This is a genomic window from Pseudomonas sp. GW821-FHT07G10, from assembly GCF_059418545.1.
The window spans coordinates 76132-100337 of sequence record NZ_JBWKQB010000006.1; the positions used below are offsets into that span (position 1 = coordinate 76132).

18 protein-coding genes and 2 pseudogenes are annotated in these 24206 nt (G+C 58.6%); 10 read left to right on the forward strand and 10 right to left on the reverse strand.

Translation table 11 applies throughout. From position 1 onward, the window contains the following. The first annotated feature begins 116 nt into the window (after window positions 1–116). From AC07O1_RS10380 to AC07O1_RS10415, 8 genes are all read left to right on the forward strand, one after another. Complete coding sequence (locus AC07O1_RS10380) at window positions 117–713, forward strand: superoxide dismutase (protein ID WP_494992036.1); 597 nt, start codon at window positions 117–119, stop codon at window positions 711–713. A 499-nt stretch (window positions 714–1212) separates the two neighbouring features. Beyond that, a complete protein-coding gene (locus tag AC07O1_RS10385; RefSeq protein ID WP_495088706.1) occupies window positions 1213–3264 on the forward strand; it encodes a putative bifunctional diguanylate cyclase/phosphodiesterase in 2052 nt (683 codons plus the stop codon). Window positions 3265–3416: 152 nt separating this feature from the next. Continuing rightward, window positions 3417–4760 carry an imelysin family protein gene (locus AC07O1_RS10390; protein WP_495088707.1) on the forward strand — a complete coding sequence of 448 codons (1344 nt, stop codon included), beginning with the start codon at window positions 3417–3419 and terminating at the stop codon, window positions 4758–4760. 298 nt (window positions 4761–5058) lie between these two features. Next, window positions 5059–6486 carry a di-heme oxidoreductase family protein gene (locus AC07O1_RS10395; protein WP_495088708.1) on the forward strand — a complete coding sequence of 476 codons (1428 nt, stop codon included), beginning with the start codon at window positions 5059–5061 and terminating at the stop codon, window positions 6484–6486. A 41-nt stretch (window positions 6487–6527) separates the two neighbouring features. Continuing rightward, the gene (locus tag AC07O1_RS10400; protein WP_494992032.1) at window positions 6528–7592 is read left to right on the forward strand and encodes an imelysin family protein; all 1065 of its coding nucleotides are present in this window, start codon (window positions 6528–6530) and stop codon (window positions 7590–7592) included. Window positions 7593–7606: 14 nt separating this feature from the next. Then, complete coding sequence (locus AC07O1_RS10405; protein ID WP_495088709.1) at window positions 7607–8704, forward strand: DUF1513 domain-containing protein; 1098 nt, start codon at window positions 7607–7609, stop codon at window positions 8702–8704. A gap of 112 nt (window positions 8705–8816) precedes the next feature. After that, the gene (locus tag AC07O1_RS10410) at window positions 8817–9968 is read left to right on the forward strand and encodes an efflux RND transporter periplasmic adaptor subunit (RefSeq protein WP_495088710.1); all 1152 of its coding nucleotides are present in this window, start codon (window positions 8817–8819) and stop codon (window positions 9966–9968) included. A 14-nt stretch (window positions 9969–9982) separates the two neighbouring features. Further along, complete coding sequence (locus tag AC07O1_RS10415) at window positions 9983–13006, forward strand: multidrug efflux RND transporter permease subunit (protein ID WP_495088711.1); 3024 nt, start codon at window positions 9983–9985, stop codon at window positions 13004–13006. A 57-nt stretch (window positions 13007–13063) separates the two neighbouring features. Here the strand turns inward: AC07O1_RS10415 and AC07O1_RS10420 are convergent, their stop codons facing one another. The 9 genes and pseudogenes from AC07O1_RS10420 to AC07O1_RS10460 form a co-directional block, all read right to left on the reverse strand. After that, a complete protein-coding gene (locus AC07O1_RS10420; RefSeq protein WP_495088712.1) occupies window positions 13064–13291 on the reverse strand; it encodes a hypothetical protein in 228 nt (75 codons plus the stop codon). Continuing rightward, window positions 13291–13482: pseudogene (locus AC07O1_RS10425) on the reverse strand (lipopolysaccharide kinase InaA family protein); the annotation flags it as partial. The gene AC07O1_RS10420 and the pseudogene AC07O1_RS10425, both read right to left, overlap by 1 nt. A gap of 37 nt (window positions 13483–13519) precedes the next feature. Further along, a pseudogene (locus tag AC07O1_RS10430) lies at window positions 13520–13842 on the reverse strand (hypothetical protein); the annotation flags it as partial. Between the two features lie 74 nt (window positions 13843–13916). Beyond that, entirely contained in the window at window positions 13917–15197 is a 1281-nt protein-coding gene (locus AC07O1_RS10435) for a sensor histidine kinase (protein WP_495088713.1), read from the reverse strand. Next, window positions 15187–15870, reverse strand: coding sequence for a two-component system response regulator ColR (gene colR / locus AC07O1_RS10440; protein WP_489071723.1), 684 nt, complete (start codon window positions 15868–15870; stop codon window positions 15187–15189). Before colR ends, AC07O1_RS10435 begins: the two co-directional genes overlap by 11 nt. A 220-nt stretch (window positions 15871–16090) precedes the next feature. Then, the gene (groL, locus tag AC07O1_RS10445; protein WP_495024501.1) at window positions 16091–17734 is read right to left on the reverse strand and encodes a chaperonin GroEL; all 1644 of its coding nucleotides are present in this window, start codon (window positions 17732–17734) and stop codon (window positions 16091–16093) included. 48 nt (window positions 17735–17782) lie between these two features. Continuing rightward, window positions 17783–18076, reverse strand: coding sequence for a co-chaperone GroES (locus AC07O1_RS10450; protein WP_047532658.1), 294 nt, complete (start codon window positions 18074–18076; stop codon window positions 17783–17785). Between the two features lie 256 nt (window positions 18077–18332). Continuing rightward, window positions 18333–18806, reverse strand: a complete 474-nt coding sequence (locus AC07O1_RS10455; protein ID WP_495088714.1) for an FxsA family protein — start codon at window positions 18804–18806, stop codon at window positions 18333–18335. Between the two features lie 65 nt (window positions 18807–18871). After that, the gene (locus AC07O1_RS10460; protein WP_495088715.1) at window positions 18872–19603 is read right to left on the reverse strand and encodes a HugZ family pyridoxamine 5'-phosphate oxidase; all 732 of its coding nucleotides are present in this window, start codon (window positions 19601–19603) and stop codon (window positions 18872–18874) included. A 164-nt stretch (window positions 19604–19767) separates the two neighbouring features. Here AC07O1_RS10460 and AC07O1_RS10465 point away from each other — a divergent pair, with 164 nt between their 5' ends. Continuing rightward, window positions 19768–20526 (forward strand): SDR family oxidoreductase, encoded by a 759-nt coding sequence (locus AC07O1_RS10465; RefSeq protein WP_495012916.1) that lies wholly within the window; start codon window positions 19768–19770, stop codon window positions 20524–20526. 92 nt (window positions 20527–20618) lie between these two features. Here AC07O1_RS10465 and apbC read toward each other — a convergent pair whose 3' ends face one another. Then, entirely contained in the window at window positions 20619–21713 is a 1095-nt protein-coding gene (gene apbC / locus AC07O1_RS10470; RefSeq protein ID WP_494992022.1) for an iron-sulfur cluster carrier protein ApbC, read from the reverse strand. A gap of 332 nt (window positions 21714–22045) precedes the next feature. On the opposite strand from apbC, the gene metG reads away from it, so the two are divergent. Next, window positions 22046–24091, forward strand: coding sequence for a methionine--tRNA ligase (gene metG / locus AC07O1_RS10475; protein WP_495088716.1), 2046 nt, complete (start codon window positions 22046–22048; stop codon window positions 24089–24091). The last annotated feature ends 115 nt before the right edge of the window (window positions 24092–24206 follow it).

A 24206-nucleotide genomic window follows, 5' to 3' on the forward strand; every position in this document is an offset into this window, starting at 1 on the left:
CCCCGGTGCTATGATCCAAAACCTGCGCCGCAAAGAGTACAAACTCCCCGGCGCTTGTCTGGCCGCCCGTGATCGGCCTTGCGCTCACCGCAACTGATCTGATTAGGAGAATCATCATGGCTTTCGAACTGCCGCCGCTGCCTTATCCACACAATGCCCTGCAGCCGCACATTTCAGAGGAAACTCTGCAATACCACCACGACAAGCACCACAACACCTATGTCGTGAACCTGAACAACCTGGTGCCAGGCACCGAGTTCGAAGGCAAGACCCTGGAAGAAATCGTCAAGACTTCTTCGGGCGGTATCTTCAACAACGCCGCTCAGGTCTGGAACCACACATTCTACTGGAACTGCCTGGCGCCAAACGCCGGCGGTCAACCAACCGGCGCACTGGCTGAAGCCATCAACGCGGCTTTCGGTTCGTTCGACAAGTTCAAAGAAGAATTCAGCAAAACCTCCATCGGCACCTTCGGTTCCGGCTGGGGCTGGCTGGTGAAAAAGGCTGACGGTTCCCTGGCCCTGGCCAGCACCATCGGCGCCGGCAACCCGCTGACCAGCGGCGACACCCCGCTACTGACCTGCGACGTCTGGGAGCACGCTTACTACATCGACTACCGCAACCTGCGTCCTAAGTATGTCGAAGCGTTCTGGAACCTGGTCAACTGGAAGTTCGTGGCTGAGCAGTTCGAAGGCAAAACCTTCACCGCTTAAGTCTGCTTGCAGTCAAAAAAACCCGGCATTGCCGGGTTTTTTTATGGTTTTTTGGTGAGGAACATATCCATTTTCTGCGGTGCTGCACCATCCTTGTGGAAGCGGGTTTGCCCTAATGCCAGTCAGTTAAGCGAGCGCTGCGGCCCTGTAGGAGCGAGCTCGCTCGCGATGGACTGAAGGGCGACGCGTTTATTCAGAAAACACGCGTTATCGTTAACGACCATCGCGAGCAAGCTCGCTCCTGCAAGGATCCAATTTGCCCTTGCCCCTGCGCCATGGCGCGCTAACATCAAAGCTCGGGGAAAATTCTCGCACGTCCCTCAAGTTGCACAGGGTTGCTACCGACACAGTACTAATCGCCTGAACAAGCCAAAAACTGCATTTTGGCCAAGCACACAGGCGAAATCTCCTGTGCTTGATTGTCCCTTTGACGACCATCACGGGATTGCCAATACTCACGGCATCTTGACGCTACCCGCACGGAACAAGGAAAAGCCATTTGAAGCTGGAACTCAAAAACAGCTTGTCGGTGAAGTTGCTCCGGGTGGTGCTGCTGTCGGCATTGATCGTCGGCGTGGTTCTGAGCTGCGCGCAAATCGTTTTCGATGCCTACAAGACACGGCAGGCGGTGGCTAACGATGCCCAGCGCATCCTCGACATGTTCCGCGACCCATCGACCCAGGCGGTGTACAGCCTGGATCGGGAAATGGGCATGCAAGTAATCGAAGGCCTGTTTCAGGATGACGCCGTGCGGATGGCGTCCATCGGCCATCCCAACGAAACCATGCTTGCGGAAAAGAACCGCGAACTGCAGCAATCACCCAGCCGCTGGTTGACCGACCTGATCCTGGGCCAGGAACGCACCTTTACCACCCAATTGGTAGGCCGCGGCCCGTACAGCGAGTATTACGGCGACCTGAGCATAACCCTCGACACTGCGACGTACGGCCAGGGCTTTATCATCAGTTCGGTGATCATCTTTATTTCCGGAGTTCTTCGCGCCCTGGCCATGGGCCTGGTGCTGTACCTGGTTTACCACTGGCTGCTGACCAAGCCCCTGTCGCGAATAATCGAACACCTGACCGAGATAAACCCGGACCGCCCTAGCGAACACAAGATTCCGCAGCTCAAGGGCCACGAGAAAAACGAGCTGGGCATCTGGATCAACACCGCCAATCAATTGCTGGCCTCGATCGAACGCAACACCCACCTGCGCCATGAAGCGGAAAACAGTCTGCTGCGCATGGCCCAGTACGACTTCCTTACAGGTCTGCCAAACCGTCAGCAATTACAGCAACAACTGGACAAGATTCTGGTGGATGCAGGCCGCCTGCAACGGCGGGTCGCAGTGCTCTGTGTCGGCCTCGATGACTTCAAGGGCATCAACGAACAATTCAGCTACCAGACCGGCGATCAATTGCTACTCGCCCTGGCCGATCGCCTGCGCGCTCACAGCGGCCGCCTGGGGGCCCTTGCCCGTTTGGGCGGCGACCAGTTCGCACTGGTTCAGGCCAATATAGAACAGCCTTACGAAGCCGCCGAGCTGGCACAAAGCATTCTCGATGACCTCGAAGCAGCGTTCGCCCTCGATCATCAGGAGATTCGCCTGCGCGCGACCATCGGCATTACGCTGTTCCCGGAGGATGGCAACAGTACCGAGAAGCTGCTACAGAAAGCCGAGCAGACCATGACCCTGGCCAAGACTCGTTCGCGCAATCGTTACCAGTTTTATATCGCCAGCGTCGACAGCGAAATGCGTCGCCGACGCGAGTTGGAAAAAGACCTGCGCGAAGCCCTCACTCGCGAGCAGTTCCATCTGGTCTACCAACCGCAAATCAGCTACCGCGATCACCGCGTAGTCGGTGTCGAAGCCTTGATTCGCTGGCAGCACCCCGAACACGGGCTGGTGCCTCCGGACCTGTTTATCCCGCTGGCCGAACAGAACGGCACGATCATCGCCATCGGCGAATGGGTGCTGGATCAGGCCTGCCGCCAGTTACGCGAATGGCATGACCAGGGCTTCATGGATTTGCGCATGGCGGTCAACCTCTCCACCGTGCAACTACACCACGCCGAGTTGCCACGGGTGGTCAACAACCTGCTGCAAATCTATCGCCTGCCGCCACGCAGCCTGGAATTGGAGGTCACCGAAACCGGCTTGATGGAAGACATCAGCACTGCTGCCCAGCACTTGCTCAGTTTGCGTCGTTCCGGGGCGCTGATTGCCATCGACGACTTCGGCACGGGCTACTCGTCCCTGAGTTATCTCAAAAGCCTGCCGCTGGACAAGATCAAGATCGACAAGAGCTTCGTCCAGGACCTGCTCGATGACGACGACGACGCCACCATCGTTCGGGCGATCATTCAATTGGGCAAGAGCCTGGGCATGCAGGTGATCGCCGAGGGCGTCGAAACCGCTGAGCAGGAGGCCTACATCATCTGCGAAGGCTGCCACGAAGGTCAGGGCTATTTCTACAGCAAGCCCCTGCCCGCGCGGGAGTTGAGCGCTTATTTGAAGCAAGCCCAACGCAGTAACGCAACCATCCTCTAACACACGCCAGCTGCTACAGGTCATATGCAGGTGCGCGAATAAGAAATATTTCCAACGCCGCCCCTTTACACATAATGCAAATCTTTCGCATTATGTCGCAGTTTTGCGCGCCCGCCGCGCCTGTCCACCCCTATCCAAGCAGGATGTTCGCCATGATTCGTATGCCTCTGGCTACCGCCAGTCTGTTGGCCATCGCTATTTCCCTCGCCGGTTGTGGCGAAGGTAAAGACAAGGCTGCCGCTCCTCAAGCGCCTGCTCCGGCCGCCAGCACTGCAGCCCCTGCTGCTGCCGCAACCACTGGTAAAGTTGACGAAGCCGCGACCAAAGCCGTTGTTGCGCATTACGCCGACATGGTCTTCGCCGTCTTCAGCGATGCCGAATCCACCGCGAAAACCCTGCAAACCGCGATCGACGCGTTCCTTGCCAAACCTGACGCCGAGACCCTGAAAGCCGCTCGCGCTGCCTGGGTCGCCGCGCGCGTACCTTATCTGCAAAGTGAAGTATTCCGCTTCGGCAACACCATCATCGACGACTGGGAAGGACAGGTTAACTCCTGGCCGCTGGACGAAGGTTTGATCGACTACGTCGACAAGAGCTACGAACACGCACTGGGCAACCCCGGCGCGACTGCCAACATCATCGCCAACACCGTAGTTCAGGTCGGCGAAGACAAGGTCGACGTGAAAGACATCACCCCGCAAACACTCGCCAGCCTCAATGAACTGGGCGGCTCCGAAGCCAACGTCGCCACCGGCTACCACGCCATCGAATTCCTGCTCTGGGGCCAGGACCTGAACGGCACCGGCCCTGGCGCCGGCAACCGTCCGGCCTCTGACTATCTGGAAGGCGCTGGCGCCACTGGAGGTCACAATGATCGTCGCCGCGCTTACCTCAAAGCCGTGACCCAGCTGCTGGTCAGCGACCTGGAAGAAATGGTCGGTAACTGGAAGCCGAACGTGGCCGACAACTACCGCGCCACCCTGGAAGCCGAGCCAGGCGAAAGCGGCCTGCGCAAAATGCTCTTCGGCATGGGTAGCCTGTCCCTCGGCGAACTCGCCGGCGAGCGCATGAAGGTCTCCCTGGAAGCCAACTCCCCGGAAGACGAACAAGACTGCTTCAGCGACAATACCCACAACTCGCACTTCTACGATGCCAAAGGCATTCGCAACGTCTACCTGGGTGAATACACCCGCGCAGACGGCACCAAGATGACTGGCGCCAGCCTGTCCTCGCTGGTGGCGGCAATCGACCCGGCAACCGACACCGCACTGAAGGCCGATCTGGCTGCAACCGAAGCCAAAATCCAGGTTATGGTCGATCACGCCAACAAGGGTGAGCACTATGACCAACTGATCGCCGCAGGCAACACCGCCGGCAATCAGATCGTTCGCGACGCCATTGCATCCCTGGTCAAGCAGACCGGTTCGATCGAACAGGCGGCCGGCAAACTGGGCATCAGCGACCTGAACCCGGACAACGCTGATCACGAGTTCTGATCACCGCTGGCTGAGTGAAAAAAAGGCGACTTTCGAGTCGCCTTTTTTTGTCCCTGCCTGACGCAGACCACTGTGGGAGCGAGCTTGCTCGCGATAGCGGTCGCACGTTCAACATCAATGTTGGCACTGATGGCCCCATCGCGAGCAAGCTCGCTCCCACAGGGTATTGCGATGGCCGTGACTCGGTCTCCAGGTAAAACCTGCCCCCACATAAAACCAAACGCTAATTCCTCTTATTCAAACTCCCCTACCCTGATAGACTTTGCGCCCTTGTTTTGCTCGTCTTGCAGGATGTCTGATGCCCTCGTTGTCTCTTCGCTTGTCCGCTCTGTTCATGGCCCTGGGCCTGAGCGCCTGCGATGACGTTCCGCATTTCACCAAGGCCGAGCCCGGTGAAGCGCGTTCGGGCGGCAGCGCGACAGTGAGCAAGACCGATCAGAACGCCTTCTCCCTGCCTTCGGCCAATCTTTCACCCACCCGACGTCTGGATTTCAGCGTCGGCAACAGCTTCTTTCGCAGCCCGTGGGTGATCGCCCCGTCAACCACTACCGCCCGCGATGGCCTGGGTCCGTTGTTCAATACCAACGGCTGCCAAAACTGCCACATCAAGGACGGTCGCGGTCACCCGCCAACACCCGACTCGGATAACGCCGTGTCGATGCTGGTACGTCTGTCGATCCCCAACGCCCCCGCCTACGCCAAAGTCATCGAGCAGCTCGGTGTCGTGCCGGAGCCAGTCTACGGCGGACAGTTTCAAGACATGGCGGTACCTGGCGTCGCGCCGGAAGGCAAAGTGCGGGTCGACTACGACCCCGTGCCGGTTCGTTTCAAGGACGGCACCGAGGTCGAGTTGCGTAAACCCAGGCTTGCAATCACCCGGCTCGGCTACGGACCGATGCACCCGGACACGCGTTTCTCTGCACGCATAGCTCCGCCGATGATTGGCCTCGGTCTGCTCGAAGCCATCCCCGATGCGGCGATTCTGCACAATGCCGATCCGGGAGACGACGAAAGCAACGGCATCGCCGGGCGACCGAACTGGGTCTGGGATGACGCGCAACAAAAAACCGTTCTCGGACGTTTTGGCTGGAAAGCCGGCCAACCCAATCTCAATCAACAAAACGCTCACGCGTTTTCTGGTGACATGGGCCTGACCACCAGCCTGAGACCGGTTGATGATTGCACCCCTGCGCAAATCGCCTGCCTGCAAGCCCCCAACGGAAATGGCCCGGACGGCGAGCCGGAGGTCAGCGACAACATCCTGCGTCTGGTGCTGTTCTACAGCCGCAACCTCGCCGTTCCGGCCCGCCGCGATGTGAGCTCGCCGCAAGTGCTGGCCGGTAAAAGCCTGTTCTATCAGGCGGGCTGCCAGTCCTGTCACATACCGAAATTCACCACTGCCGCGAATGCCGCAGAGCCTGAGCTGGCCAATCAGGTCATTCGCCCCTACAGCGACTTGCTGCTGCACGACATGGGCGACGGCCTGGCCGACAATCGCACCGAATTCCAGGCCACTGGCCGTGACTGGCGTACACCACCGTTGTGGGGCATCGGCCTGACGCAGACGGTCAGCGGCCATACCCAGTTCCTGCATGACGGCCGCGCCCGCAATTTGCTCGAAGCCGTTCTCTGGCACGGCGGCGAAGCCCAGCCGGCTCAGCAACAGGTTTTAGCTTTCAATGTCGAGCAACGCGCCGCGTTGCTGGCATTCCTGAATTCTCTATAACGCGTTTTCCATAAGTTTTCCCCCAAAAGAAGGGAGCACGAATGTTCCGTCCCAAACTGTTGTTCACCAGCCTTGCCGCGCTCGCCCTGGGTGCCTGCTCGCCCCAGGACCCACAGGCAGTCACCTCGGCGGCCATCGCCAAGCAAGTGATCCTGCCGAGCTACAGCCGCTGGGTCGACGCCGACCGCCAATTGGCAATCAGTGCGCTGGCTTTCTGTGAAGGCAAGGAAAGCCTGGAAACCGCTCGCGCCGATTTCCTCCACGCACAAAAAGCCTGGGCCGAGTTGCAGCCACTGCTGATCGGCCCGCTGGCCGAGGGTAACCGTTCCTGGCAGGTGCAGTTCTGGCCGGACAAGAAGAATCTGGTCGGCCGTCAGGTCGAGCAACTGGTGACCGCGCAGCCGCAGATCGATGCCGCCGCTCTGGCCAAATCCAGCGTTGTCGTGCAAGGCCTCTCGGCCTATGAATACGTTCTGTTCGACAGCAAGGTCGACATGGCCGACAGCGCGCAGAAAGCCCGCTATTGCCCACTGCTCAAGGCCATTGGCGAGCGTCAGAAACTCCTCGCCGAAGAGATCCTGTCGCGCTGGAACAGCAACGACGGCATGCTCGCGCAGTTGAGCAAATTCCCGAATCAGCGTTACGCCGACTCCCACGAAGCGATCGCCGATCTGCTGCGGGTTCAAGTGACCGCACTGGACACCCTGAAGAAAAAACTCGGCACGCCAATGGGTCGCCAGAGCAAGGGCTTTGCGCAGCCGTTCCAGGCCGATGCCTGGCGCAGCCATTCCTCCCTGCAAAGCATGGAAGCCAGCCTCGCTGCCGCCCAAACCGTCTGGGTCGGTGTCGACAACAAGGGCCTGCGCGGCCTGTTGCCGAGCGAGCAGAAACCGCTGGCCGACAAGATCGATGCTGCCTACGCCGCTTCCTTGAAACTGTTCGCCAGCAACCAGCGTTCACTGACCGAGATGCTGACCGACGACGCCGGTCGCCAACAGCTCAATGATCTTTACGACAGTCTCAATGTCGTCCACCGCCTGCACGAAAGCGACCTGGCCAAGGCGCTGGGCATCCAGCTGGGCTTCAACGCCAACGACGGTGACTGATGAGGGTAAGTTCCATGCTGCGACGCCAGGCTCTTACTTTAGGCAGTTTGCTGCTTGGCGCAGTGACGCTGGGCGGCTGGACGCTGTTTCGGCACAAGGACAAAACTCCTTTGCTGCTCTCGGCGCGCAACGATGGCGACGGCAAGCACTATGCCGTCGGTTATCGTCTGGACGGCACCCAGGTGTTCGCCACCCGGGTCGGTCAGCGTTGCCATGACATCATCAATCATCCTGTGCTGCCGATTGCGCTGTTCGTCGCCCGTCGCCCCGGGACCGAGAGCTACTTGATCGATCTTCGGGACGGCACGCTGTTGCAAACGCTCGTCTCACAACCGAACCGGCACTTCTACGGTCACGCAGTGATTCACAAGAGCGGCGACTGGCTCTACGCCACCGAAAACGACACCACCGATCCGGGTCGCGGCCTGCTCGGCGTGTACAAATTCGAAGGTGAGCGACTGGTGCACAGCGCAGAGATTTCTACCCACGGCATCGGGCCCCATCAAGTGTCGTGGATGCCCGATGGTGAAACCCTGGTAGTGGCCAATGGCGGAATCCGTACCGAGGCCGAAAGCCGGGTCGAGATGAACCTCAATGCCATGCAGCCAAGCCTGGTGCTGATGCAGCGCGACGGTACGCTGCTGAGCAAGGATACCCTCGCCCAGCAGATGAACAGCGTGCGCCACCTGGGTGTTGCCAGCGACGGCACCATCGTCGCCGGCCAACAGTTCATGGGCGACGCCCACGAATCTTCCGAACTGCTGGCGATCAAGCGTCCCGGTCAGCCCTTCGTCGCCTTCCCGGTCGCCGAACACCAGTTGCAGGCGATGGGGCACTACACCGCCAGCGTCGCCGTGCATAGCGAGTTGCGTCTGGTCGCCCTCACTGCGCCGCGGGGCAACCGCTTCTTTATCTGGGATCTGGACACTGCTCAAGTGCGCCTCGATGCGCCTTTGCCAGACTGCGCCGGGGTCGGTGCGGTGGCCGATGGTTTTGTCGTCACGTCGGGTCAGGGACGTTGCCGTTTCTACGATTGTCGGCAGCCACAGCTTGTTGCAAAGCCCCTTGAGCTACCTGCTGGGCTCTGGGACAACCACCTGCATCTGATCTAACCCCCGTAGCAGCTGGCGAAGCCTGCTGCTACGAGTCTGGAATCACCACCCTAGTCGGAGTAATCTGCCCGAGACCTCATCGTTCTCAGCTATTTTTCCGAGGAAGCGGAACATGCTGCGTCGCCGCATGCTGAACATGCTGGGCATTGTCCTGCTTATCGTTCTGCTGCTCGCAGGTTACAAAGCCTTCTCCACCTATCAGCAGATCCGGGTGTTCTCCGTACCGAAACCTCCGGTGAGTGTGGCTGTGACCACCGCGACTGAGCGCCCATGGCAAAACCGTCTGCCGACGGTTGGCACCCTCAAGGCGTTGCAAGGGGTCAACCTGAGTCTGGAGATCGCCGGGAGGGTCAAGGACGTGCAGTTCCAGTCCGGGCAGAAGGTCAATGCCGGTCAACCTATCGTGCAACTCGACAGCGCTGTGGAAAGTGCCCTGCTGGAAACCGCTCAGGCCGACCTCGGTCTGGCCCAACTCGACTATGGCCGGGGCAGCCAACTGGTGGGCAGCCAGGCAATTTCCAAGGGTGAATTCGACCGGCTCACGGCGCAATTGCAAAAGAACAAAGCCACGGTCAATCAACTCAAGGCTTCGCTGGAGAAAAAACACATCGTCGCGCCTTTTAGCGGCACCATCGGTATTCGTCAGGTGGATGTCGGCGACTACCTGCCCAGCGGCACAGTAATCGCCACCTTGCAGGACCTGAGCAGCCTCTACGTCGACTTTTACGTACCGGAACAGTCGGTACCGAAAATAGCCCTTGGCCAGCCGGTTCAGGTCAACGTCGCGGCCTATCCGACGCAGAACTTCCCCGGCACCATCAGCGCAATCAACCCAAAAGTCGAAAATACCACCCGCAATGTACTGGTGCGCGCGACCCTGGCCAATCCAGACGGTAAGTTGCTACCGGGCATGTTCGCCAACCTGCAAGTCCTGCTGCCGGATCCACAACCGAAGATCGTGGTGCCGGAAAGCGCGATCACCTACACCCTCTATGGCAATTCGCTGTTTGTGGTTGCACAGAAAAAAGCCGCCGACGGCAGCGTCGAGAAAGATGCCCAAGGGCAACCGGTGCTGATCGCCGAGCGACGCTTTGTCGAAACCGGCGAGCACCGCGACGGGCTGGTGCTCATCACCAAAGGCCTGCAGAACGGCGAACAAGTGGTCAGCGCCGGCCAGATCAAACTGGACAACGACGCCCATATCGCCATCAGCGCCGACAAGACCTTGCCAGCCGAGCAGACCAGTCAGCCTCGCGCCTACTGATCAAGGAATCCCCCATGGCTTTTACCGATCCGTTCATCCGCCGCCCGGTACTCGCCACAGTGGTCAGTCTGTTGATAGTGCTGCTGGGCTTCCAGGCCTGGAGCAAGCTGCCGCTGCGCCAGTATCCGCAAATGGAAAACGCCCTGATCACGGTGACCACCGCCTACCCCGGGGCTAACGCCGAGACCATCCAGGGTTACATCACCCAACCGATGCAGCAGAGCCTGGCGAGTGCCGAAGGCATCGACTACATAACCTCGGTCAGTCGCCAGAATTTCTCGGTGATTTCGATCTACGCGCGAATCGGCTCCAACAGCGACCGGCTGTTTACCGAGCTGCTGGCCAAGGCCAACGAGGTCAAGAACCAACTGCCCCAGAACGCCGAAGACCCGGTGCTGAGCAAGGAGGCTGCGGGTGCCTCGGCGCTGATGTACATCAGTTTCTTCAGCAAGGACCTGAACAACCCGCAGATCACCGACTACCTGTCGCGGGTGATCCAGCCCAAACTGGCGACGCTGCCGGGCATGGCCGAAGCAAAGATTCTCGGCAACCAGGTGTTCGCCATGCGCTTGTGGCTGGACCCGGTCAAACTTGCCGGCTACGGCCTCAGCGCCAATGACGTGGCCGATGCGGTACGCCGTTACAACTTTCTCTCGGCGGCTGGCGAGGTGAAAGGCGAATACGTGGTCACCAGTATCAACGCCAATACCGAGCTTAAATCCACCGAAGCCTTCGCCGCCATCCCGCTGAAAATCGACGGCGACAGCCGGGTACTGCTCAGCGATGTGGCACGGGTGGAAATGGGGGCAGAGAACTACGACACCATCAGCTCCTTCGGCGGCATTCCGTCGGTGTACATCGGCATTAAGGCCACCCCCGCCGCCAACCCGCTGGACGTGATCAAGGAAGTGCGCAAGATCATGCCGCAGCTGGAGTCCCAGTTGCCACCAAACCTCAAAGCGGAGATCGCCTACGACGCCACGCTGTTTATTCAGGCATCGATCAATGAGGTGGTGAAAACCCTGTTTGAAGCAGTGCTGATCGTGATTGTCGTGGTGTTCCTGTTCCTTGGTTCCCTGCGTTCGGTATTGATTCCGGTGGTCACCATTCCGCTGTCGATGATCGGCGTGATGTTCTTCATGCAATTGATGGGTTACTCGATCAACCTGCTGACCCTGCTGGCAATGGTGCTGGCCATCGGGTTGGTAGTGGACGATGCGATCGTCGTGGTGGAAAACATCCACCGGCACATCGAAGAAGGCAAGACACCGCTCGATGCCGCCATTGAGGGTGCCCGGGAAATCGCCATTCCGGTGGTTTCGATGACGATTACGCTGGCCGCGGTCTACGCGCCGATTGGTTTTCTCACAGGTCTGACTGGAGCGTTGTTCAAGGAGTTTGCCCTGACCCTGGCCGGTGCGGTGGTGATCTCCGGGGTCGTCGCCCTGACCCTTTCGCCGATGATGTGCGCACTGCTCCTGCGCCACGATGAGAACCCCTCAGGCCTGTCCCATCGTCTGGATATGATCTTCGAAGGACTCAAGCGCCACTATCAAAGCATCCTGCATGGCACGCTCAATACGCGGCCGGTGGTGGTGGTGTTCGCAGTGATTGTCCTGTGCCTGATTCCGGTTCTGCTGAAGTTCACCAAGTCCGAACTGGCGCCGAATGAGGACCAGGGCGTCATTTTCATGATAGCCAACGCGCCGCAACCGACTAACCTCGACTACCTCAACGCCTACACCGATGAGTTCCTTGCGATCTTCAAGAAATTTCCCGAGTACTACTCATCGTTCCAGATCAATGGCTTCAACGGCGTGCAATCAGGGATCGGGGGTTTCCTGCTAAAACCGTGGAACGAACGCCACCGGACCCAGATGCAAATCCTCCCGGAAGTTCAGCGCAAGCTCGCTGCCGTCACCGGGCTTCAGGTGTTCGGTTTCAACCTGCCGTCCTTGCCGGGTACCGGTGAGGGCTTGCCGTTCGCATTCATCGTCAACACCCCGAACGATTACGAGTCGCTGCTGCAAGTGGCCAATAGAGTGAAAAAGCGCGCACTGGAATCCGGCAAGTTCGTCTTTCTCGACATCGATCTGGCCTTTGACAAGCCTGAAGTGGTGGTCGATATCGACCGCGCCAAGGCAGCACAAATGGGGGTTTCGATGCTGGATCTGGGGGGCACCCTGGCGATATTACTAAGTGAAGCGGAAATCAACCGTTTCACTATCGAAGGCCGCAGCTACAAGGTCATCGCCCAGGTCGAGCGAGCCTACCGCGACAATCCCGACTGGCTGAGCAACTACTATGTAAAGAATGCCAAGGGTGAACTGCTGCCGCTGTCGACCTTGATCACCATCACCGACCGTGCCCGCCCAAGACAGTTGAATCAGTTCCAGCAGCTCAATTCGGCGACGATCTCGGGCGTTCCCGTCGTCAGCATGGGCGAAGCCATCGAAACCATACGGCAGATCGCCCGGGAAGAAGCCCCTGCGGGCTATGCCTTCGATTATGGTGGTTCTTCCCGGCAATTCGTTCAGGAAGGCAGTGCACTGTGGGTGACCTTTGCCCTGGCGCTGGCCATCATTTTCCTGGTGCTGGCGGCACAGTTCGAGAGCTTCCGTGATCCGCTGGTGATACTGATGACAGTCCCCCTGTCGATCTGCGGCGCGCTGATCCCGTTGTTCCTTGGCTGGTCGAGCATGAACATCTATACCCAGGTCGGACTGGTGACCTTGATCGGGCTGATCAGCAAGCACGGCATTCTGATCGTCGAGTTTGCCAACCAGTTGCGCAAGAACAAGGGCCTGTCACCTCGAGAAGCTGTAGAAGAAGCTGCGGCAATTCGCTTGCGACCGGTGTTAATGACCACCGCGGCGATGGTGTTCGGCATGGTGCCGTTGATCATCGCCACCGGTGCAGGCGCCGTCAGTCGTTTCGATATCGGTACGGTGATCGCTACCGGAATGTCGATTGGCACGCTGTTCACCTTGTTCGTGCTGCCTTGTATTTACACCCTGCTGGCCAGGCCGGACAAATAATCGACCGAAAATAAAAGGCCTCGCAATACGAGGCCTTTTATGGGGGTTTTACTCTCTTCAACTTTGTGGCCTCTTTCCTTGAGAAAGACCGAACATGAACAGCAAAAAATCATTGTCGGGGATGGTTGCAACTGATGCCTTTGCTACCCGAGGCAGGGGACAATGCGCGTCGCTGTGCGCTGCACTGAGGACTTTGGTGCGTGGCTGCTCCCAAACAGCCACCGCCAGAGAAATAACTGCCAAGGCTCCTGCTAAAAACAAACCTCGCGCAATTTCCAGTTTCATTACTCTAAACCTTTGATAGCGCTGCCAAACGCCGTCGTATAAAAATAGCTGAGTTTCTGCCGGTCTGTAGGGCGCCACGACGAATGGCGGCGTAGCTGTTTCATGTCGTGGAGGGCAGCACGTTTACGGGTCAAACGTTGCCGGCACTTCTCCAGATCCAGTAAAGCCACCTCGACTGTGGCGGCCTCACCCTAACCGCGCTGGCTCCAGAAATAGTCGAAACGATCCTCAGGAGCGACGTCCATTTCTGATGCATCTTCCACTGCCATCCTGTTGCATCTTGCGTAATACATGAACTCGCCACATGGCGTAGAGCGGGAAAAAGCCCAAATATTCCTGAACGCGAAAGCCGGCTCGCTTGAATTTTTCGTCTACGTAGCTGCCGATAGCACAAAACGATTTTGGTAACCTTGCTGCCCGGCTTCCTGCTTGCGCTTTTGCTCCATGCGCTTACGCTTCCAGGCCTTGAAGTTGCCATCGACCCAACGAGAGATAATGACGCTGTCGCGGGTAACCCGCTGAAACGCCAGCAGCAGGGCAAGCCGACAGGAGATAGCATTGGGCTGCTACCCGGTTACAACTGCGGTAAACGCGTGCCCCGAAGAACCCGGGGCATGACAAAAAATCAGACTTTGGTCTGGCTCAGCTCGACATGGAACCGGCAGCCATTGGGTTCCATTGTACTGAGGCTGACGCTCCAGCCCTGGTTTTCACAGATACGCTGCACCAGTGACAGACCAAGGCCCAGCCCCTCGCCACGCTTTTCGTTGCCACGCACGAACGGCTCGAACATCGCCTCGCGCTTTTCTTCGGGAATCCCCACACCGCTGTCCTCTACCACAAAGCCGGTAGGCTCCAGGGTCAGGCGGATAAAACCACTGTCAGTGTAGTGCAGCGCATTGCGCAACAAGTTGCCCATCACCGCATGCAGGAACGTTGCGTTATAGCGGGTATCCAGCGGTTTGTCGGGGTCATAGATCAGCTCAATCCCTTTGGCCTCAATGGGTTCACGCCACAAACCAATCAGATCCTCGGCTGCCCGACTCAAGGTCAGCTGGGGCGACATGCTGGCATCTTCGCGCTGGGCACGCGCCAGCATCAGGAAGGTCTGGACCAGCTCGCGCATGTCTTCACAGGCGCGGGCAATCCGCTCGACCTGGGCGCGACCACGCTGGTCGATGCAGGGATTTTCCAGCAGCAATTCACAGGAACTGGCCAACACCATCAGCGGAGTGCGCAGTTCGTGACTGACGTCGCTGGTGAACAGACGCTCACGACTCAGCGCCTGGCGTAAACGCCCCAAGGTAGCGTCGAAGGCCACCGCCAGTTCACCCACCTCATCGGCGGCATAATCAGGTGCCAATGGCGGCGCGAGGCCAAGCAACTGATCGCGATGACGAACCTGGCGAGCCAGCCGCACTACCGGTGCCATTACCTTGCGCGCCAGGATCCAGCCAAGGAACACCGCTAACGCCAGACTCAGCACAAAGCCCACCAACACCACAGCGAACAGCACCCGTTCCCGGTCTTCAAAACCACTCTGGTCCTGCAGCAACACATACCGCCTGCCGTCGACGATCTCGACTATGGCGTGATACGACAAATGCTCACGAAATACTTCGTGAAACCCCGCATCCAGGCTGCGCAAATCCTTGGGCAATTCAAAATCGCCACGCCCGCCACTGAAATAAAATAGCTGATCCGGTTCCGGCCGGTGGCTCCAGTCCTCGATGCTGTCCATCAACAGCAGACGCTGCAGATCACCGCCCAGGCCTGATGAAATCAACTTCGCTTCAACCAGATGCACCGTTGCCACGATGCCCAGGGCGAATGTCCCTGCAACCAATGCACTCATCAACGCAAAGGCGATGATGATCCGTTGCGCAAGGCTCTGCTTAAACTCCATCACGCCCCTCGGCCAAGCGATAACCGACACCATGCACCGTCTGCAACAGCGGCTTGGCGAATGGCTTGTCGATCACCTGACGCAACTGGTGAACATGGCTGCGCAGACTGTCGCTGTCCGGGCAGTCGTCGCCCCACAGGGCTTCTTCAAGAATCTCGCGACGCAGCACGTGAGGACTTTTTTGCATCAGCACCGCCAGCAACTTGAGGCCCACCGGATTGAGCTTGAGCAAACGTCCCTCGCGGGTCACCTCGAGGGTGTCGAGGTCGTAGTTCAGATCCCCCACCTGCAAAGTCCGTCGCCCGCCCCCTTGAGCACGACGCATGACCGCCTCGATCCGCGCCGCCAGTTCAGACAGCGCAAAGGGTTTCACCAGGTAATCATCGGCGCCGGACTTGAAGCCCAGCAGTCGATCATCCAGTTGATCACGAGCGGTGAGCATGATCACCGGGGTATCGCGACGAGCATCTTCACGCAGCCGTTTGCACAGGGTGTAGCCGTCGATACCAGGCAACATAATGTCGAGCACGATCAAGTCGTAGTGCTCGGTCGCCGCCAGGTGCAGGCCTGACAAGCCGTCTTGCGCGCAATCCACGGTATAGCCTTTAAGCCCCAGGTAGTCGGCCAGATTCGCCAGGATATCGCGGTTGTCTTCAACCAATAGAATTCGCATGGGCACTCCTCCGTACACAGTAACGGCCATCTTGGCTCGCGCAGCTTAAGGCCAAGTATGACTCACGGCTAGGGCTGTCATTGACGCTTTTGGACATGGACCTTGCAAAACTGTCTAGTCCTGAAACAGATGTAAAACTATTTCAGGACGAGTCAGCGGGTATAAAAAAGCCCCGCCTGCTTATCGCAGGCGGGGCTTTTTTGTACAGGGTAAGGCTGGCTTACATCATGCCGCCCATGCCACCCATACCGCCCATGTCTGGCATGCCGCCAGCAGCTGGTTTGTCTTCCTGGATCTCGGCGATCATCGCTTCGGTGGTGATCATCAGGCTGGCAATCGAAGATGCCGCTTGCAGAGCCGAACGGGTCACTTTAGCCGGGTCGAGGATACCCATTTCGATCATGTCGCCGTATTCGCCAGTCGCAGCGTTGTAACCGAAGTTACCGACACCTTGCTTGACCTTGTCGACAACTACGCTTGGCTCGTCGCCCGAGTTGGCAACGATCTGGCGCAGAGGAGCTTCGACAGCACGACGCAGCAGAGCGATACCAACGTTCTGATCAGCGTTCTCGCCTTTCAGTTCGCTGATCGCTTGCAGAGCACGAACCAGTGCCACGCCACCGCCAGGTACCACGCCTTCTTCAACGGCTGCACGGGTAGCGTGCAGGGCGTCTTCAACGCGGGCTTTCTTCTCTTTCATTTCAACTTCGGAACCAGCGCCAACCTTGATTACCGCAACGCCGCCGGACAGCTTGGCCAGACGCTCTTGCAGTTTTTCACGGTCGTAGTCCGAAGAAGTATCAGCCACTTGCTGGCGGATCTGCAGAACGCGAGCCTGGATATCAGCCTCAACGCCAGAACCGTCGATGATGGTGGTGTTTTCTTTGGACAGGATCACGCGCTTGGCATTACCCAGGTGTTCCAGGGTAGTGCTTTCCAGGCTCAGACCGATCTCTTCGGAGATTACGGTACCGCCAGTCAGAACAGCGATGTCCTGCAGCATGGCCTTGCGACGGTCGCCAAAGCCCGGGGCTTTAACGGCAGCAACTTTAACGATGCCGCGCATGTTGTTCACAACCAGAGTCGCCAGGGCTTCGCCTTCAACGTCTTCGGCAACGATCAGCAGTGGACGGCCGGCTTTGGCAACGGCTTCCAGTACTGGCAGCATTTCGCGGATGTTGGAGATCTTTTTGTCGACCAGCAGGATCAGCGGACCGTCCAGCTCGGCAACCATGGTGTCTGGTTTGTTGATGAAGTATGGGGACAGGTAACCGCGGTCGAACTGCATGCCTTCAACAACCGACAGTTCGTTTTCCAGGCCCGAGCCTTCTTCAACGGTGATCACGCCTTCTTTACCGACTTTTTCCATGGCTTCGGCAATGATGTCGCCGATGGAGCTGTCGGAGTTGGCAGAGATGGTGCCGACCTGAGCGATGGCCTTGGTGTCAGCGCAAGGCTTGGACAGGGCTTTGAGCTCTTTGACGATAGCGATGGTCGCTTTGTCGATACCGCGTTTCAGGTCCATCGGGTTCATGCCGGCAGCGACGGCTTTCAGGCCTTCGTTGACGATCGATTGAGCCAGAACGGTAGCGGTGGTGGTGCCGTCGCCTGCGTCATCGTTGGCACGGGAGGCAACGTCTTTGACCAGCTGCGCGCCCATGTTTTCGAAGCGATCTTTCAGCTCGATTTCTTTGGCTACGGAAACGCCGTCCTTGGTGATGGTCGGAGCGCCGAAGCTCTTCTCGATGATCACGTTACGGCCTTTAGGGCCCAGGGTCGCTTTTACTGCGTCAGCCAGGACGTTGACACCGGCGAGCATTTTCTTACGGGCGGAATCGCCGAATTTAACTTCTTTAGCAGCCATGATCGTTATTCCTTAAATACTTTGTAGTAGCGGGAAATTGAGCGGGAATCAGCCTTCGATAACAGCGAGGATTTCGTTCTCGCTCATTACCAACAGGTCTTCGCCGTCTACTTTCACAGTGTTGCTGCCGGAGTAAGGGCCGAACACAACCTTGTCACCCACTTTCACGGCCAGCGCACGTACTTCACCGTTGTCCAGCACGCGGCCGGTACCTACAGCGAGGATTTCACCGCTGTTGGCTTTTTCGGCAGCCGAACCTGGCAGAACGATACCGCCAGCGGTTTTCTTTTCTTCTTCGCTGCGACGGATGACGACGCGGTCATGCAGAGGACGAAGCTTCATTGTCGATCTCTCCTAATTGTGGTTTTCATCGGCCGGTGTCTATTCCGGCAGGTTAGCAAATCCGGCGGTGCCGGTTGCGGCTCGCCAAGCGAACCGCGGAAGTCTGTCTGGCGTGACCACCAGAAACCTTGCGGTGAACGTTAGATAAGGGCGCATAAGCTTATTACAAGGGCTGATGAGCGAATTTTTTTACGCCTGGCATCTGCCTGAAAACAAACATGGCACCCGAAGGTGCCATGCCGACACGTAAAACCCGTTACGAATCGCGATGCTCGAACTCACCTTCGATCACGTTCGGCTGGCGTCCCAGGGGCGGCTTTGGAGTCGGCCCGCCGTGAGCCTGCATGTCCTCGGCAAAGGCACGCTGACGAATCGCCTGTTCCTCGGCACGTTGACGCATCTTGTTGGCCAGCAGCCGGCGAGTGAACGGCAGCAGCATGATCAAGCCAACTACGTCGCTGATGAAACCCGGCAAGATCAACAGACCGCCGCCCAGGGCCATCATCAGGCCTTCGAGCATTTGCTGAGCCGGCAATTCGCCGCGATTCAGGCTTTCACGTGCCCGCAGAGCCGTGGCCAAACCAGCGACACGTAGCACCATGACCCCCAGCATCGAGCCGAGAATGATCAACAGCAACGCCGGGAAGAAGCCGATGGCGGAGCTGACTTTGACAAACACAAACAGCTCTAGCACCGGAAACAGCAGAAAGAGCAACAAAAAAGGGCGCATCAAATGGTTCCTCAACGGAAGAGTGCCTTCCAGTTCACATTAGATGACGTCGCCATTTCGTGAATTCAAGCATCGGCACCTTCATTCTTTGGCCAATGCTCGGCGTGAGCCAGAGAAACCAAGGCTTCGCGAACTTGTGTCGGGGTATTACAAGGCTCTTGAAAGGGCAACCAGTACAGCCCCTGACCGATGCGCAAATGCATGCCTTCGGTGTCGATTCCGGCCAGTTGTGCCGGTACGGTTTTCGGCAATCCGGCCAACTCGACGTAATGGGCGATAGCCTTGGCGTGGTCGCGGTTCATATGTTCGACCATACTTACTTCCGCCTTGCCGGCAAAAGGGTTGGCCAGGGTGAGCTGATCGACCCAGTGAATCGCGCCGAAGCCACCGATGTAGCGATGGCGGACCGGTTTGAGGACCCAAAAGTCGAAGTCATGGGCCTTGTGATAGTTGCGCGACTCCGGGAAATAGCGGTAATAGCGTTCGGCGGCGGCCTCGATCACCTCGGGTTCACTGAGTTTTTCGGCCTCGGCCAGATAGGTCAGGCGGCCGACGGCTTGTACATCTTCGGCTTTACGCTCGCCTACCAGCAGTGAACATTTGGCATCTTTGAGCAAGTTGTGGGTGTGCTGGGCAATCCGGCTGATCAGGATCAGCGGCCGCCCCTGCTCGTCCAGGCAGTAAGGAACCACCGAGCCGAAAGGAAAACCGGGCATGGCCTTCGAGTGCGTCGACAACACTGCGCGGTATTCCTTGAGCAGCAGTTCTCGTGCACGCTTAGCGGCTTCAATGCTCAATTTATGACTCCTTATATAGAATCCGTCGAAAATGGACAGGCGCCTGGAGCAAAGTTCCAGCAACGCCAACGGGGGCAGTTCTCATATGCAGCCGAACCACATCACGCGCGCAGGAGAGGCCTTGTAGAAGGAAACCACTCTGACCTGCTACCAGGGGCACGCGAATGCAACTCACTGACAAAGTAATCATTATCACTGGCGGTTGCCAGGGTTTAGGTCGTTCCATGGCCGAGTATTTCGCCGCCAAGGGCGCGAAGCTGGCACTGGTCGACTTGAACCAGGAAAAGCTCGATCTGGCTGTGGCTGCCTGCGAGGCCGCCGGCGTCGAAGCCCGGGCTTATCTTTGCAACGTCGCCAATGAAGAACAAGTGACCCACATGGTCGCTCGGGTAGCCGAAGATTTTGGCGCGATTCACGGTTTGATCAACAATGCCGGAATCCTGCGCGATGGCCTGCTGATCAAGGTCAAGGACGGTGAAATGACCAGGATGAGCCTGGCTCAATGGCAGGCGGTGATCGACGTCAACCTGACCGGTGTTTTCCTTTGCACCCGCGAAGTGGCGGCGAAGATGGTTGAGCTGAAGACTCAAGGCGCGATCATCAATATCTCGTCGATTTCCCGCGCTGGTAACGTTGGCCAGACCAACTACTCCGCCGCCAAGGCCGGTGTCGCCGCAGCCACCGTGACCTGGGCCAGGGAACTGGCGCGCTACGGGATTCGTGTCGCGGGTATCGCGCCAGGCTTTATCGAAACAGAGATGACCCTGAGCATGAAACCCGAAGCGCTGGAGAAAATGACGTCGGGTATTGCGCTCAAGCGCATGGGCAAGCCTGATGAGATCGCCCACTCGGCGGCCTACATCTTCGAGAACGACTACTACACCGGCCGGATCCTGGAATTGGATGGCGGTTTGCGCATCTGAAGTCAAATCACGATCTTGTAGGAGCCCGGCTTGCCGGCGATAGCGGGCTTGAGTACGCCATCGCCGGCAAGCCGAGCTCCTACAGAAGCGATTTAATCGTCGCTGACGGTGATGCTCGGCATCGCCGGCGCATCGGCTTCCTGCAAAACGATCCGCGCACCGACGTGACGTGCCAGTTGTTGATAGACCATGGCGATCTGACTGTCAGGTTCGGCAATGACCGTCGGCTTGCCACCGTCGGCCTGTTCGCGGATCACTATCGACAACGGCAGCGAAGCCAGCAGCTCGACCCCGTATTGCGCGGCCAGCTTCTCGCCACCGCCTTCGCCGAACAAGTGCTCGGCGTGACCGCAATTCGAGCAGATATGCACGGCCATGTTTTCCACGACGCCCAACACCGGAATGTTGACCTTGCGGAACATCTCCACGCCCTTGCGCGCATCCAGCAGTGCCAGATCCTGCGGCGTCGTGACGATTACCGCACCGGCCACCGGGACTTTCTGCGCCAGGGTCAATTGAATGTCACCGGTGCCTGGCGGCATGTCGATAACCAGGTAATCCAGATCACCCCAGGCTGTCTGTGTCACAAGCTGCAACAACGCGCCTGAAACCATCGGCCCACGCCAGACCATCGGTGTGTTGTCATCGGTCAGGAAGGCCATGGACATGACCTCGACGCCGTGGGACTCAATCGGCACGAACCACTTCTGATCCTTGACCTTCGGTCGGGTACCTTCCGGAATACCGAACATGATGCCCTGGCTCGGTCCGTAGATGTCCGCGTCGAGAATCCCGACCTTCGCACCTTCGCGCGCCAGCGCCAGCGCCAGGTTGGCCGCAGTGGTGGACTTGCCCACGCCACCCTTGCCGGAAGCCACCGCCACCACGTTTTTCACGTTGGCCAGACCCGGAATCTGCGCCTGAGCCTTGTGCGCGGCAATCACGCTGGTGACGTCGACCCTGGCCGTCACCACGCCATCCAGACCTTCGATGGCCAGTTGCAACAGTTGCGCCCAACCGCTCTTGAACAGTCCGGCGGCATAACCCAGTTCAAGCTCAACGGTGACGCGATCACCCTGGACATCGATGGCGCGGACACAACCGGCACTGACCGGATCCTGGTTCAGATAAGGGTCGGTGTATTGGCGAAGGACGGCTTCCACCGCTGCGCGATTGACTGCGCTCATGGGCAACTCCGATAGCAAGACTGTGAAAATCAGGGGGCTATCCTACCTGTTCTATGGCTATGACGGCATGCTTTCAGGATGAGACAAGGAACATATAGCCGGACATATAACTTGTAGCAGCTGGCGAAGCCCGCGTCCGGGCGCATAGCGGTCGTAAAACCTGAATCCCGGTTTCTTCAGGAAAACCGGGATCAACAGATTGCGACTGCTACACAGCCGGACGCAGGCTTCGCCAGCTGCTGCGAGGAACCGGAATAACACTCCACGGGGTGAAAAAAGTGCGCCGGCGCTTTATAGTGGCCGACCTCCGTTTCATCAAGTAGCCGAGCCCCATGTCCGAGCCACGCAAGATCCTCGTCACCAGCGCCCTGCCCTATGCCAATGGTTCAATCCACCTTGGCCATATGCTTGAGTACATCCAGACCGATATGTGGGTGCGCTTCCAGAAGCATCGCGGCAATCAATGCATCTATGTCTGCGCGGACGACGCTCACGGCTCGGCGATCATGTTGCGCGCGGAAAAGGAAGGCATCACCCCGGAACAACTGATCGCCAACGTCCAGGCTGAACACAGCGCCGACTTTGCCGAGTTCCTGGTGGACTTCGATAATTTCCACTCGACCCACGCCGAAGAAAACCGCGAACTGTCGAGCCAGATCTACCTGAAGCTGCGCGACGCCGGGCACATCGCCACGCGTTCGATCACTCAGTATTTCGACCCGGAAAAGAAAATGTTCCTGGCCGACCGCTTCATCAAGGGCACCTGCCCGAAATGCGGCACCGAAGACCAGTACGGCGACAACTGCGAAAAATGTGGCGCGACCTACGCGCCAACCGATCTGAAAGATCCGAAGTCGGCGATCTCCGGCGCCACACCGGTGCTCAAGGATTCGCAACACTTCTTCTTCAAGCTGCCGGACTTCCAGGAAATGCTGCAGAGCTGGACCCGCAGCGGCACCCTGCAAGACGCCGTGGCGAACAAGATCGCCGAATGGCTGGACGCCGGTCTGCAACAGTGGGACATCTCCCGCGATGCGCCGTACTTCGGCTTCGAGATTCCAGGCGAGCCTGGCAAGTATTTCTATGTGTGGCTGGACGCGCCAATCGGCTACATGGCGAGTTTCAAGAACCTCTGCGCCCGTCGTCCGGAGCTGGACTTCGACGCGTACTGGGCCAAGGACTCCACCGCCGAGCTGTACCACTTCATCGGCAAGGACATCGTCAACTTCCATGCACTGTTCTGGCCAGCAATGCTCGAAGGCGCCGGCTACCGCAAGCCGACCGGCATCAACGTACACGGTTACCTGACCGTCAACGGTCAGAAAATGTCCAAGTCCCGCGGCACCTTCATCAAGGCCCGGACCTACCTGGACCACTTGTCGCCGGAATACCTGCGTTACTACTACGCGGCCAAACTCAGCCGTGGTGTCGACGACCTCGACCTGAACCTCGAAGACTTCGTGCAGAAGGTCAATTCGGATCTGGTCGGCAAAGTGGTCAACATCGCCAGCCGCTGTGCAGGCTTCATCCACAAAGGCAATGCCGGCGTGCTGGTGGCCGGTAACGCCGCACCCGAGCTGACCGAAGCGTTCCTGGCCGCCGCGCCAAGCATCGCTGAAGCGTACGAAGCGCGCGACTTCGCCCGTGCCATGCGCGAGATCATGGGCCTGGCCGACCGTGCCAACGCCTGGATCGCTGACAAGGCGCCATGGTCGCTGAACAAACAGGAAGGCAAGCAAGACGAAGTCCAGGCGATCTGCGCCCTGGGCGTCAACCTGTTCCGCCAACTGGTGATTTTCCTCAAACCCGTGCTGCCGTTGCTGGCTGCCGACGCCGAGGCGTTCCTCAACGTCGCACCACTGACCTGGAACGATCACGCGACCCTGCTCAGCAACCATCAGCTGAACGAGTTCAAACCGCTGATGACACGGATCGACCCAGTGAAAGTACAAGCCATGACCGACGCCTCGAAAGAGGACCTGGCCGCCAGCCAGACCGACACCGGTGCTGCGCAAGGTAATGGCGAATTGCTCAAGGATCCGCTGTCGGCCGAGATTGATTTCGATGCGCTTGCCGCCGTGGACTTGCGAGTGGCGTTGATCCTCAAGGCAGAACCGGTCGAAGGTGCAGACAAACTGCTGCGCCTGACCCTGGATATCGGTGACGAGCAGCGCAACGTATTCTCCGGCATCAAGAGCGCCTACCCGAACCCGGCCGAGCTGGAAGGCCGCTTGACCATGATGATTGCCAACCTCAAGCCGCGCAAAATGCGCTTCGGGATCTCCGAAGGCATGGTGATGGCCGCCGGTCCCGGCGGTGAAGAAATCTACCTGCTCAGCCCGGACAGCGGCGCCAAGCCAGGCCAGCGTATCAAGTAAGACTCAGCGCTGGATTGATCCCCCCGCCATGTCGTTTCGTGGCGGGGGGATTTTCATATCCGGTGGGCCCTTCCTCCTTGCCGGATAAGGCCTAATCTTTAGGCTACAGACCTGT